The sequence below is a fragment of the Micromonospora sp. NPDC049139 genome (assembly GCF_055586845.1).
This window is the reverse complement of the sequence record NZ_JBVJHK010000011.1, coordinates 64,786-79,077: the sequence shown is the minus strand read 5'-3', so window position 1 is coordinate 79,077 and position 14,292 is coordinate 64,786. Positions and strand designations below refer to the sequence as shown.

Here is a 14,292-nt window from a genome sequence, read left to right as displayed (position 1 = left end):
GCTCACCTATGCGTCCTCCTACCTGGCTGGCTGGACGGACGCCAGGACGGCCCCCTGCTGGAACAGGGGGCCGTCCGCGCATGTGGACCGCATGACCGTCCTGGCGCCCTCACTCTTTGCGATGACCCAGTTAACCCACCGCAGCCTCCATAATCAGACACGTGCGCCCGCACGTCAACTTTCCTCTCGTCCGGTGCTAAAGTTCATGGTGAGTCGGCTGGTCTCCAGCGATGGGTCCCAGCGGGTTCGCTCTCCCGCGAGGGGGTGCCAGCGGGCACGGGTCACCGGGCCCGAGGGTCGCAACAGCACAGGACGGGAGGAGAGTCCCGTCCTTTTACCCGCGGACACGCGAAAGCGTGTCCGCGGGTTCCACCCGATCCCTGGGCTGTCCCGGCCACTGCGACCAGGCAACCAGTTGGCCCAGTGACTCCCCCTTGCTCATCAGAAAGGACAGGTGCTGTGACTGCAACGTCACGTGATCGCGGGTATCCACCGGTCGTCGTGCAAGTAAGAGGGGAGGGTGCGTTGTTCACCCGACCGGAGCTGCGGGTGGAGCGGGTCAGCTATCCGGTGATGACACCGACCGCAGCCGCCGGTGTCTTGGACGCCATCTTTTGGAAGCCGGAGTTCCGCTGGGTTCCGGTCAAGGTCGAGGTGCTGCAGCCGATCCGGCAGTTCACCCTTCGCCGTAACGAGACCAGCGACCTGCCGAGCCTGGCCGATGCGGTGAGCAAAGGGCGCCGAATCGACACCGTGGCAAGCCGTGACCAGCGCAGCGCCCTATGTCTGCGGGATGTGGAGTACCGCATCTACGCCCACGTCGAGCTACTGAGGCACGCGGACAAGAACGAGGCCGCCTATCGGGATCAGCTGCGGCGCAGGGTCAGCCGGGGAGCTTGCTTCCAGCAGCCTTATCTGGGGGCTCGAGAGTTTCCCGCCGCGTTCTTCCCACCTGATGAGCGCAAGCCGATCGACGTCACCGAGGACCTTGGGATCATGTTGCACCGCATCCACCACGGCCCACCGACACGGTTCGACTGGTTTACCGCCCGTCTGGATCGCGGGGTGCTCAACATTCCTCGGCAGGGGATTCCAGGCTCGGCAGCACAGACTGCGGAGCCAGCCTGATGCTGCTACGCCGTCTCGTGTCCTTCCAACAGCCCGCCAGCGATGATGATCGGACCCAGCGTCCGTACAGCCGCGAGCGGATCGTCCGATGGCAGCTGAACCTCGACGCCGACGGCCAAGTCGTGGATCTGGCGGACCTTGCCGACTCCTCGCAGCGGTCGACGAAGTTCGGTCGGCCAATCCTCGTGCCTAATGCCGGGCGCACCTCGGGCATTGCCCCCGGCTTGGGCGCGGACGACGCGCAGTACGTGCTGGGATGGGTAGACGACAAAGTTAAGCCGGAGCGGGTGGCTGAGGCCCACCGCGCGTTCGTCGGTCTGACCCGCCGGTGGGCGGGTGAGTTTCCCGACGATCCCGCCGCACGGGCGATGGCCGCCTTCTACGACCGCGGTGAGATGCCTCAGCCCCCGCAGGGCCGGACGTGGTCTTCACGCGATCTCATGATCGTGGCCGTGGACGACTGGCGTGTTACCCTCCGCGACTCGCTGTGGGCGCTGTGGGAAACCGTTGTGCAGGAGCGCAAAAGCGGGTCCGCGGACGGAGGTGGCCGGCACGGGCTGTGTCTCGTGTGTGCGCAGCCGGACCGGCCGCTGCTGGACCGCATACCCCAGGCACTGCCCAAAGCACTGATACCTCGTGCTGACCAAGAAGTCGCGTTGGTGTCGGCCAACAAACGCATCCACACCTACGACTTCAACGAAGGCCTGGTGGGGTCACCAATCTGCGTGTCCTGTGGGCAGGCGGCCGTGGCGAACCTGCACACCATCCTGTCCGACGGCCAGTTCACCTTCACCTACCCTCGGCAACGGACCCGTCTCGCGTGGTGGGTCAGCGACGGCGCCAGCAGCGACACGATCCGCATGCTCGACAGTAAGCCGGAGCAGATCGCCGGCTACCTGCAGGCCCTTGTCACCGGGGAGAAGCGACGGCGGCCGTCACCTGAACTCACGTTCTGCTCAGCCACCTTGTCGGGCAACGTGGCACGCCTTGTCGTGCACCACTGGGTCGAGATGCCCTTGAGCCAAGCGGAAAACAACGTCGACACCTGGTTCCGTGACCACCAGATCCTCACGCGCAGCCAGAACACGCCGACCGGGTACCCGCTCTGGCTGCTGGTGCTCAGCGCCGGCCAATGGTTACCCGACACGTCCGCGGTCGTGTCTGGCCGCTACATCCCGCTGGCGGACAAGGCTGCAGACCGCCCAGATGATCTCGCCCAACTTCTGCTGCACAGCGGTCTGTACGGAGGAACCCTGCCACCGCACGTGCTGGCACACATCGTCCGCCGCATCCGCACCGACCTGCACCTGGACGGCCCACGAGCCGCGCTGCTGCGGGTCGCCCTCACCCGTCACCCGCAACGCACCGGAGAAGGACCCGCAGCCGTGCTCGACGAGACCCAGAACAACCCCGCCTACCTACACGGTCGACTGTTTGCCGTCCTGGAGTCCCTGCAACGCCGCGTCAACGGCAAGGACGACCTTCCCAACGCCACGTTTTTCCACCGCTACTTCGCCGGCGCGGTCGCCAACCCCCGCGTCGCATTGGTCCAAGGGTTCCAGCTCTACCCCGCCTGGCTCAAGAAACTCGACAGCATGGCCCGCGAGCGGGGTTTCGACCGCGCCAGCAAGGACCGAGCGCAAAAAGCGGCCGGAGCCGCCACCGCATACCGCATCCGCATCCGCGAGCTCCAGGACCGCCTCACCGAGCCGGCTGCACCACTGGCGACCGCAGAAAGCCAGTCCTGGTTCATCCTCGGGTACTTCCACCAACAGGCCCACGACATCCGCATGGCCACCGCAGGCAAGGCGCCCGAGGTCCCGACCGAGGGCCTGCCAGCCGACCAGACCCCCGACCCCATCGACGAAGGGATCAACAAGCAGTGAACGACCAGACGATCAACCCCCGGGTCCGTCACGACGGACTGATCCTCTTCGACGTCACCGACGGCAATCCCAACGGGGACCCCGACGGCGGCAACCGCCCCCGCGTCGACGAAGCCACCGGACACGGACTCGTCACCGACGTCGCCCTCAAGCGCAAAATCCGCGACACCATCGGCCTCACCGCTGACAACCTCGGATACCCGTCCGACCGGTACCAGATCTTCGTCGAGGCCGGGCACGCCCTCAACACCCGCGCCGCGGAGTCCTACACCGCGACCGGTATCGAGCTGAAGTCCCGGAAGATCACCCCCGAACAGGCCGAGCAGGCCCGCCAGTGGATGACCAACCGGTACGTCGACGTCCGGTTGTTCGGCGCCGTGCTGTCCACCGGCGAGACCAAAGCACTCGGCCAGATCCGCGGGCCCCTGCAGTTCGGCATGGCCCGCTCCATCGACCCCGTCCTGCCGGTCTCCCACGCCATCACTCGCGTCACCCAAACCCGGCAAGAGGACATCGACAAAGGCGAAAGAACCGAGATGGGGGGCAAGTGGACCGTCCCCTACGGCCTCTACCGCGCCCAGTTCCACTACTCGGCGGCCCTCGCTACAAAGACCGGAGTCACCGCCGAGGACCTCACCGCCCTCTACCGGACCCTGCAATTCATGTTCGACCACGACCGCACCGCCACCCGCGGCATCATGACGCTCCGCGGACTGTTCGTCTTCAGTCACGACGACGCGTTCGGCAAGGCCCCGGCCCAACCCCTACTCGACCGTATTCGCATCGAACAATGCACCGGCGTCACCGCCCCCCGGGCATTCACCGACTACAAGGTCAGCGCCGACGTCGGCGACCTTCCAACCGGCATCACCTTCGACACTCTGCACCACTGAGACACAACGCCCGGTCGGGTGGCCTGACGAGGACAGCAACGCCAACCGCATCAGCCTGCCAGCGCTGAACATCACGCCTACTGTCCCCGCCAGGCCAGCCGACCGGGCGCAGCCTGAGGCGGCGGCCTCGGTGAAGGCCACGACCTGCCAGTGCTGAGGATCGCCGCCCTACATGAGGCCCACCGCGGCCTCGGCGTGACGTCGTGGTTCATCGGCCGGGTTCACCTGTACTGCCCAAGCGGCGGCCCGGCGACCATCATCGCCAACACCGCCGACCCGAAGATCAACCAGCCATTGGAGGAGCCATACTCCCAGGATGCTGACCGGAATGTCACGATAGTTGTGCAGGACCCGGCCCCACGACGACGGGCTGCTCGTGCTGCGCCCGGTCCCCCCGCCACGCGGCGATCGCCACGGCTTGGCCGACGTGTGGAAGGCCACCGTGCAGGCCGCGCTGCGCCCAGTCCCCGCGCCAGACGAGGATCGCAACGACCAATGATGACCGGCATTAGCTGCGGCCTCAAGTCCATGATCGCGCTGACCGGGCTGCTCCCCGGTCCGCTGCACAGCACCGCCCTGTCCGGGCAGAACTCCGGCTAGGGTCTGCATCGAAGTCGGTTAGCGCCTTGTTCAGTCCGAGTTGAACCAGACGAGCACCCCAGGACCCTCGTCGCGCGCATGGCGGTCCGGTGGGAGGCCTTGGCGTGTCCGCACGCTGCGCCCGGCCACCGCGTCGGGCGAGGATCGCAACGCCTTCGGGTGACACGCTCCCGCTGTCGGTGTCACCCCGCTGCGCCCGGCCACCGCGTCGGGCGAGGATCGCAACTCCGGGTCGGCGAGGGCGGGAACCCACCACACGGCCTGGCTGCGCCCGGCCACCGAGCCGGGCGAGGATCGCAACTGTGTTTCGGGCCGGGCGGCCCGGACGGGGTCTCAGGCGGTTGCGCCCGGCCACCGCGTCGGGCGAGGGTCGCAACCCCGACCAGGGCCGCCTGCGCGAGCCGGGTGCGCAACGGCTGCGCCCGGCCACCGCGTCGGGCGAGGATCGCAACTTGAACAGCCGCTGCATCCACCAGCCGGGGGACTGTGGCTGCGCCCGGCCACCGCGTCGGGCGAGGATCGCAACGCCTCCCTGGACTGGCTCGCGCGGGTGGCCTCCCCGGGCTGCGCCCGGCCACCGCGTCGGACGAGGATCGCAACGCGAACTGTGCCCGCCACGTCTTCGCGGCGTCGGCGACGGCTGCGCCCGGCCACCGTGTCGGGCGAGGATCGCAACGGGTTCAGCGAAAGGTCCGTGGACACCCGGACGTACGGGCGCTGCGCCCGGCCACCGCGTCGGGCGAGGATCGCAACGTTGCCGTGGTCTTGGCCGTGGCCAGCGTGCGGAAGCTGCGCCCGGCCACCGCGTCGGGCGAGGATCGCAACCCCATCGCGAACAGGTGCCCGGTCAGCGGGCTCCGGTCGCTGCGCCCGGCCACCGCGTCGGGCGAGGATCGCAACGAGGCTCGGGGCGACTGCGTCGCGGCCGGCGTCGGCGCGCTGCGCCCGACCACCGCGCCGGGCGAGGATCGCAACCAGCGGTGGAACCTGCTCAACGGCCGGCCACACCGGTAGCTGCGCCCGGCCACCGCGTCGGGCGAGGATCGCAACCTCTCCTCCGCCGGGGCAGTGTCGGCAGCGGTCGCCGCCCTTGCGCCGGCCACCGCGTCGGGCGAGGATCGCAACTCGGCCACCCCGATGTCACCATGCACCGGCTGCGGTACTGCTGCGCCCGGCCACGCTATCCGGTGATGACTCCGTCGGCTGCGGTGGGCGTACTTGAATCGATCTTCTGGAAGCCGGAGATGCGGTACCAGGTGGTCGCGATCGAGGTGCTCAAGCCGGTGAAGCAGTTCTCGCTCCGGCGCAACGAAACGTCCGACGTTGCGCCGCTGGCCGAGGCGATCAAGGGCACTCGCCGGGTGGACACGGCCGCGCACCGCGATCAACGCAACGCCGTCTGCCTGCGCGACGTGGCGTACCGGATCCACGCCCACATCGAGTTGGCCGCGCACGCGGACAAGCCGGTCGCGGCCTACCGGGACCAGCTTCGTCGCAGGGTCCGCAAGGGAGCCTGCTTCCAGCAGCCGTACCTCGGCACTCGCGAGTTCAGCGCCGAGTTCGGCTGGCCGGATGACACTCGGCGCGCGGACGTCAACGAGGAGATCGGCATCATGCTGCACTCCATCCACCGGGACGGGAAATCCGCCCAGCCGAGGATGGAGTGGTTCGCGGCTCGGGTCGTCGACGGTGTGCTCTACGTGCCCGAGCGAGGGATCGAGCTGGCGCTTCCGGTGGAAGGTCAGGTGGCCTAGTGCTGCTGCAACGGCTGGTGGAGTACGCCGACACCAGCGCCGACGTCATCCCGGCGTTCTACGCTCGGAAGCCCGTGCGGTGGAGCCTGGAGATCGACGGGAACGGCGTGCCCCGGGGAGTCCTTGTCAGCACCGCCGATAAGGACGATCCGCAGCGCCGTTTCGGCGCGCAGCGGCTGGTGCCGGCGGTGACCCGGACCGTTGGGATCTCGCCCGCGCTCGCTGTCGACAACGGCGAGTACGTCTTCGGCTGGATCTCGGAGGGCACCAAGCCGGAGCGGGTTGCGAAACAGTACGACGCCTTCCGCGCCCTGATCGCCGACTGGGCCGCCGCCGAACCTGACGGCCCGGGCCCGGCCATCGCCGCCTTCTACCGGGACGGGCATGCCGGCACGCTGCAACCGCCGGCTGACTGGAGCAGGGGTGACCTGATCGGCTTCTGGGTCGACGGGGTCTACGCGGCGGACACCGGTGCGGCGCGGCGGTTCTGGGCCGGGGTGGCCGGCGACCGGAAGGGTTCGGGGCGGTCCGGGCTGTGTCTGGTCTGCGGGCAGGTGCAGCCGTTGCTCAAGACTGTGCCTCAGCAGATTCCTCGGCGGTGGCTGCCCGGCGCCACCCAAAGCGCGTCGCTGGTCAGCATGAACGAGGCCGCGCACGGCTACGAGCTGCAGAAGTTCCTCACCAACACTCCGATCTGCACCGACTGTGGCCTCAAGTTCATGACCGCGCTGACCGGTCTGCTCTCCGATCCGCTGCACAGCACCGCACTGTCCGGGCAGAACGCCCGGCTCGCCTGGTGGGTGCTGGGCGGGTCGACGTTCGACCCGTGGGCGACCGTCGAGCAACTGGACCCGACCCAGATTCAGAACCTGATCGTGGGCCCCGCCAGCGGCAAGGAAGCAGCGGTCGACGATCTGTCCCGGTACTGCTCGGTGACCGTGGGCGGCAACGTCGCCCGGGTGGTCGTACGGGACTGGGTTGAACAGCCGATCCGCCAGGTGAAGGACAACGTCCGGGCCTGGTTCGACGACCACAAGATCGTCGACGTTTGGACCAGTGAGGTGGTGGAGGTCAAGGTCTCCCAGCTGGCACGGGCGGCGGGGCGGTTCGAGGCCGGACGCAACGGAGGCCCCGGTACTTGGACCAAGTTCGGGGCGTCCGGCGAGCACCGACCGCCCGACGTGTTCCACCGGCTGCTCGGCGCCCACTCCGGGCCGCCGGCGAGCGCGCTGCGCCCGGCCACCACGCCGGGCGAGGATCGCAACCGTGTGGAGTGAGCCGGGCCGGCGGGTGCCGGCCCGGGCTGCGCCCGGCCACCACGCCGGGCGAGGATCGCAACGCCACTACGAGGGATGGAGAAACACACGATGGGCAAGAGGGCTGCGCCCGGCCACCACGCCGGGCGAGGATCGCAACAAGCAGGACGTTGCCGCTGGCGCCCTGGACGGCGACAGCTGCGCCCGGCCACCACGCCGGGCGAGGATCGCAACGACAGGTCCAGCTCGGCGCCGGGGTCCGGGTCCTCGAGCTGCGCCCGGCCACCACGCCGGGCGAGGATCGCAACGATGAGTCCGATGGTGGTGAGGTAGCGGCGCTTCACCGGCTGCGCCCGGCCACCACGCCGGGCGAGGATCGCAACGGGTCGTGGAGGGGACCGACCTAACGGGGATCTCGGCCGCTGCGCCCGGCCACCACGCCGGGCGAGGATCGCAACCACTCCACGTCCACCTCGGACACGGCCCCGAGCCCGACGCTGCGCCCGGCCACCACGCCGGGCGAGGATCGCAACTCCACGATCGGCGGCCGAGTCGGCACGCTCGTGAAGCTGCGCCCGGCCACCACGCCGGGCGAGGATCGCAACCGGGACGCGATCAAGGCAGGGCGCGATCAGTCGCCCGCTGCGCCCGGCCACCACGCCGGGCGAGGATCGCAACCCGCTCCCGCCGGGCCAGCCGACCGGGACCCGCACGCTGCGCCCGGCCACCACGCCGGGCGAGGATCGCAACCTGTCGGGGCGGAGTCGCTAGCACCCGTACCGCTCCGGCTGCGCCCGGCCACCACGCCGGGCGAGGATCGCAACTTCGGCTCGACCTGGGGGCGGATCCCGAACAGGGCGAAGCTGCGCCCGGCCACCACGCCGGGCGAGGATCGCAACGCCTCGATCGGCCCGTACATCCCCGTCCTGGCTGCGGGTGCTGCGCCCGGCCACCACGCCGGGCGAGGATCGCAACGCTCGCCCGGCTCGGCTACGGCAACCCGCAGGGCGCGAGCTGCGCCCGGCCACCACGCCGGGCGAGGATCGCAACCTTGCCGGGGTAGATGAACCGCAGCCCGTCGCGACGGGCTGCGCCCGGCCACCACGCCGGGCGAGGATCGCAACCGGGTAGAACGCCTCCGGATCGGTCTGCGAGCAGAGGGCGCTGCGCCCGGCCACCACGCCGGGCGAGGATCGCAACGACGCGGCGGAGGTGGCGGACGAGCCGCCCGGGGTGCTGCGCCCGGCCACCACGCCGGGCGAGGATCGCAACGTTGGCGAGCAGCGCTTCAACGAGCTCATCACCGAGAGGCTGCGCCCGGCCACCACGCCGGGCGAGGATCGCAACTCCGGCTCCGGCACCGGGGGCGGAGTCTTCTGTGCCTGCTGCGCCCGGCCACCACGCCGGGCGAGGATCGCAACCCGAAGGCCTGGTCGGCGACTTCACCCGCACGCTTCGCTGCGCCCGGCCACCACGCCGGGCGAGGATCGCAACATGCGGGCGTACGCGTAGACGCCGACGAGCTTGCCGCGGCTGCGCCCGGCCACCACGCCGGGCGAGGATCGCAACCGCTCCGCTGCAACCCTGAAACCCTTGCGGCGTAAGGGCTGCGCCCGGCCACCACGCCGGGCGAGGATCGCAACTCCGGCGGGGGGTGCGGTGTCCACCCCGCCACGCCGAGGCTGCGCCCGGCCACCACGCCGGGCGAGGATCGCAACCCTCAAAGAACGGGAACCGATCATGACGATTTTGGCACGCTGCGCCCGGCCACCACGCCGGGCGAGGATCGCAACCGGCAGGCGAACAGCCGCAGTACCTCGTACTGCGCCCGGCTGCGCCCGGCCACCACGCCGGGCGAGGATCGCAACGCGGCGGGTGGTGTCGTTGGCGAGGTGGTCGATGCTGGGCTGCGCCCGGCCACCACGCCGGGCGAGGATCGCAACATCGCCGTGCCCGGCGGTCTGTACCGGCACTCGCAGCGCTGCGCCCGGCCACCACGCCGGGCGAGGATCGCAACACAGTCGCTCTCCTATCGCTTTCGTGGGTCGTATTCGGGTAGCTGCGCCCGGCCACCACGCCGGGCGAGGATCGCAACTTCCCCCAGGAGAAGGGCAACTCGTGGCGGGCCGCCGCCGCTGCGCCCGGCCACCACGCCGGGCGAGGATCGCAACTCGATGAACCAGGCGTCGGCGTCGGGTTGGTCGAGGTGCTGCGCCCGGCCACCACGCCGGGCGAGGATCGCAACCACCAGGGGGCCCGCGACGTCATCACCCGGCAGGGCAAGCTGCGCCCGGCCACCACGCCGGGCGAGGATCGCAACACGTACCGGCCGCGGCCGATCGCCTGCGCCAGCGAGGTGCTGCGCCCGGCCACCACGCCGGGCGAGGATCGCAACGTCGTCTCCACGTGCGAACCGAGCGGGTCGCTGCCGTGCTGCGCCCGGCCACCACGCCGGGCGAGGATCGCAACGCGGCTCGCTGCTCGCGCTCCTCGATGAGCGGGCCCGGGCTGCGCCCGGCCACCACGCCGGGCGAGGATCGCAACATCGCGGATTCCGGCCCGCTTATCGCGGTCGGCCAGGCTGCGCCCGGCCACCACGCCGGGCGAGGATCGCAACTCGCTACGGATGATCCGATCGCGGTGGGAGCCGACAAGGCTGCGCCCGGCCACCACGCCGGGCGAGGATCGCAACGAGATCCAGAACCGGTCGGTGCGGGTGGCCAGGTTGCTGCGCCCGGCCACCACGCCGGGCGAGGATCGCAACGCCCACGGGTACGCCGACCTCGCCGACCGGGCCACGCAGCTGCGCCCGGCCACCACGCCGGGCGAGGATCGCAACTCCGTGATGGCCCGCGTGGTCTCCTTGATCGCGTCCCGCTGCGCCCGGCCACCACGCCGGGCGAGGATCGCAACTCGAAGAGTCGGTGCAGCGACCGCAGGGAGATGTGATGGGCTGCGCCCGGCCACCACGCCGGGCGAGGATCGCAACGATGTGCCAGATGGTGATCATCGACGGCCAGTGCCAGCTGCGCCCGGCCACCACGCCGGGCGAGGATCGCAACACGCGGATCATCGTCGGCTCGCCGCACGTCTCGCACGGGGCTGCGCCCGGCCACCACGCCGGGCGAGGATCGCAACCTTGGTCCTCTCTTGCAGCTCGTTGACCTGCTGAAGTGCGCTGCGCCCGGCCACCACGCCGGGCGAGGATCGCAACCCTTCGAGTAGGTCCCGCCGTAGGGGATGCCGTGCGGGGCTGCGCCCGGCCACCACGCCGGGCGGGGATCGCAACACCTGGCGCGGGGTGGGCTGGCGCAGGTGGCGGCCGGAGCTGCGCCCGGCCACCACGCCGGGCGAGGATCGCAACAGCGAGCCCCCGACCCTCACGGCGACCAACGAGCGGGGCTGCGCCCGGCCACCACGCCGGGCGAGGATCGCAACGCAGCCGCCAGGCGCATCGCCTCGGCGCGGTGGTCGGCGCTGCGCCCGGCCACCACGCCGGGCGAGGATCGCAACCTGGGTCGCAACCTCGGCGAACGCCATCTGCACCGAGCTGCGCCCGGCCACCACGCCGGGCGAGGATCGCAACTCATCGACGCCCAGGGCGCGGGCAGCTGCCCGACCGGGCTGCGCCCGGCCACCACGCCGGGCGAGGATCGCAACGCCCTGATCGAGCGGGCCTGGGAGAAGGGCGCGGTCGCCGCTGCGCCCGGCCACCACGCCGGGCGAGGATCGCAACGGGAAGATGGCGAACGTCTGCGGGGGACATCGACGCGACGCTGCGCCCGGCCACCACGCCGGGCGAGGATCGCAACAGCCCATCCTTCGGGTCGAACAGGTGTGCGGAAGACGGGTGCTGCGCCCGGCCACCACGCCGGGCGAGGATCGCAACACGGTCGGACGCCTCCAGGGCCCCCAGGAGCGCCCGGAGCTGCGCCCGGCCACCACGCCGGGCGAGGATCGCAACAGCACACCCTGGCTGCGTAGGCCCTGGTTGCCCATGTAGCTGCGCCCGGCCACCACGCCGGGCGAGGATCGCAACGCCCCGCTGATCAACCTGGTGGCCCCTGACCTGGGCGAGCTGCGCCCGGTCACCACGCCGGGCGAGGATCGCAACACGGAGAACCCTGAGGGGATCGCAGCCATGCTGCGATGCTGCGCCCGGCCACCACGCCGGGCGAGGATCGCAACACCGCCTCGGGCACCGTCACGGCAGTCGAGCCCTACTAGCTGCGCCCGGCCACCACGCCGGGCGAGGATCGCAACTGGTATGACGATGTCCTCCGCCGAGGCCGGGCCAACGCTGCGCCCGGCCACCACGCCGGGCGAGGATCGCAACGTGCTGCCGGTGTGGCTGGTGACCCGAGGGCTGGACCGCTGCGCCCGGCCACCACGCCGGGCGAGGATCGCAACCGTAAGACCGTGGACCCGCTCACCGGCCTGGAGACAGCTGCGCCCGGCCACCACGCCGGGCGAGGATCGCAACTTGATCGAGTACGGGTTGGTGACGTACATGATCGGGACGAGCTGCGCCCGGCCACCACGCCGGGCGAGGATCGCAACTCGACGGAGAAGCCGAGCCCGGCGCAGGTGGAGAAGGGCTGCGCCCGGCCACCACGCCGGGCGAGGATCGCAACACGGCGTCGAGCGCGGCCCGCTGCGCGGCGGGCAGCTGCGCCCGGCCACCACGCCGGGCGAGGATCGCAACACCGGCCGCCGGTCGCGGGCGATGAAGCACGCCAGTGGCTGCGCCCGGCCACCACGCCGGGCGAGGATCGCAACGCCGAGCTGACCGCGCTCGCGGTGCTCCAGGCCGAGAGGCTGCGCCCGGCCACCACGCCGGGCGAGGATCGCAACAACCGGCGCGGCTACAAGGTCGGCTGGCGCCGCCGGGTGCTGCGCCCGGCCACCACGCCGGGCGAGGATCGCAACGACTGCTCCGGCCTCATCTGGCGGGCGTTGAGTGAGGGCTGCGCCCGGCCACCACGCCGGGCGAGGATCGCAACGTCATCGGGCGGGTGCGGTTCATCGTGCTGGACACGGCTGCGCCCGGCCACCACGCCGGGCGAGGATCGCAACCGGTCAAGAAGCTGCATAAACTGCTCTACTACTGCCAGGCTGCGCCCGGCCACCACGCCGGGCGAGGATCGCAACGACTACCTCGTCGACATGGACGTCATCGGCGGGGTGCGCTGCGCCCGGCCACCACGCCGGGCGAGGATCGCAACCCGCCGAAGCCGTGCACGGCGTGCGGCGCCCTGGTGCGCTGCGCCCGGCCACCACGCCGGGCGAGGATCGCAACGGGCTGGACATGTCCGCGGAGGATCAGGCAGTGCTCAGCTGCGCCCGGCCACCACGCCGGGCGAGGATCGCAACCCACACCCGCCACGTGTGGCCCGACTCCAACGCAAGCAGCTGCGCCCGGCCACCACGCCGGGCGAGGATCGCAACGACCGTCGAGCAGCTCGTGCCCCGCTGGGTGCTGTGGAGCTGCGCCCGGCCACCACGCCGGGCGAGGATCGCAACCGGTGCCCACTCCTACCAAGAGGCCGGCAGGCGCAGAGCGCTGCGCCCGGCCACCACGCCGGGCGAGGATCGCAACAAGGACGTCGGCGACGCCGCGGAGAAGGCCGGCGAGCGCTGCGTCCGGCCACCACGCCGGGCGAGGATCGCAACGGCCGGGCGAAAGGCCGCGACGGGGGCAGCCCGAACCGCTGCGCCCGGCCACCACGCCGGGCGAGGATCGCAACTTCGTGCCGAACCGGGTAATGCAGTTGCTGCACCCGCGCTGCGCCCGGCCACCACGCCGGGCGAGGATCGCAACTTCCACGCCTGCACAGCCTTGACGGTCTGCTCGCACTGGCTGCGCCCGGCCACCACGCCGGGCGAGGATCGCAACCGCGTGTGGACCGTCCCGTCCACGGTGTCCAGGATCCAGCTGCGCCCGGCCACCACGCCGGGCGAGGATCGCAACAATTTCGGCCAATGCATGATTTGACCTTTCCGGGGATGGCTGCGCCCGGCCACCACGCCGGGCGAGGATCGCAACGGCGTGGTCCGAATGACTGATTGGAGTTTGCCCGGGGTGGCTGCGCCCGGCCACCACGCCGGGCGAGGATCGCAACCGTCACCAGCGACAGGCCGTGCGGCCCGTCGATGACACCCGCTGCGCCCGGCCACCACGCCGGGCGAGGATCGCAACGTCCGCCAGCGAGTCACCGCGACCGCGACCGTGAGGGTGCTGCGCCCGGCCACCACGCCGGGCGAGGATCGCAACGGCAGCACCGACTCCGTCACCCTCAAGCAGACCGGCAGCTGCGCCCGGCCACCACGCCGGGCGAGGATCGCAACATGTACTTGAGCCACGGCAGCTCGCCACGCCGCGCCGCGCTGCGCCCGGCCACCACGCCGGGCGAGGATCGCAACCGGATCTGCCGCTCGATCTCCCTCTGCCGCTCCTTGCTGCGCCCGGCCACCACGCCGGGCGAGGATCGCAACAGGGCGATGACGTCAGTGGCGGAGCCGTCCTTCGTGCGCTGCGCCCGGCCACCACGCCGGGCGAGGATCGCAACAAGCGCATGAGCATCGCCCAGCGCCAAGAGCTGTTCCGCTGCGCCCGGCCACCACGCCGGGCGAGGATCGCAACGACGGGTGCACGAGCGTCTACCTGGGCGAGCGGTACGGCTGCGCCCGGCCACCACGCCGGGCGAGGATCGCAACGACGGGTGCACGAGCGTCTACCTGGGCGAGCGGTACGGCTGCGCCCGGCCACCACGCC

Annotated in this window: 4 protein-coding genes, 1 pseudogene and 2 CRISPR repeat arrays; all 5 genes and pseudogenes read left to right on the top strand. The window is 71.1% G+C overall.

Features of this window, described 5'->3' with window-relative positions; all coding sequences use genetic code 11:
• Window positions 1–459 precede the first annotated feature (459 nt).
• Window positions 460–1,128 carry a type I-C CRISPR-associated protein Cas5c gene (gene cas5c / locus ACZ6Q9_RS19605; protein ID WP_396827236.1) on the top strand — a complete coding sequence of 223 codons (669 nt, stop codon included), beginning with the start codon at window positions 460–462 and terminating at the stop codon, window positions 1,126–1,128.
• Window positions 1,128–3,014, top strand: coding sequence for a type I-C CRISPR-associated protein Cas8c/Csd1 (locus tag ACZ6Q9_RS19600; RefSeq protein ID WP_396827234.1), 1,887 nt, complete (start codon window positions 1,128–1,130; stop codon window positions 3,012–3,014). Before cas5c (ACZ6Q9_RS19605) ends, ACZ6Q9_RS19600 begins: the two co-directional genes overlap by 1 nt.
• Complete coding sequence (cas7c, locus tag ACZ6Q9_RS19595; RefSeq protein WP_396827232.1) at window positions 3,011–3,907, top strand: type I-C CRISPR-associated protein Cas7/Csd2; 897 nt, start codon at window positions 3,011–3,013, stop codon at window positions 3,905–3,907. The genes ACZ6Q9_RS19600 and cas7c overlap by 4 nt, the downstream gene beginning before the upstream one ends.
• Window positions 3,908–4,621: 714 nt before the next feature.
• Window positions 4,622–5,632: a CRISPR direct-repeat array (repeat unit 37 nt; unit sequence GCTGCGCCCGGCCACCGCGTCGGGCGAGGATCGCAAC).
• Window positions 5,633–5,652: 20 nt separating this feature from the next.
• Window positions 5,653–6,261 (top strand): type I-C CRISPR-associated protein Cas5c, encoded by a 609-nt coding sequence (gene cas5c / locus ACZ6Q9_RS19590; RefSeq protein ID WP_396827230.1) that lies wholly within the window; start codon window positions 5,653–5,655, stop codon window positions 6,259–6,261.
• Window positions 6,171–7,352: pseudogene (locus tag ACZ6Q9_RS19585) on the top strand (type I-C CRISPR-associated protein Cas8c/Csd1); the annotation flags it as partial. The gene cas5c (ACZ6Q9_RS19590) and the pseudogene ACZ6Q9_RS19585, both read left to right, overlap by 91 nt.
• A 137-nt stretch (window positions 7,353–7,489) precedes the next feature.
• A CRISPR array of direct repeats spans window positions 7,490–14,234; the repeat unit is 37 nt; unit sequence GCTGCGCCCGGCCACCACGCCGGGCGAGGATCGCAAC.
• Between the last annotated feature and the right edge of the window lie 58 nt (window positions 14,235–14,292).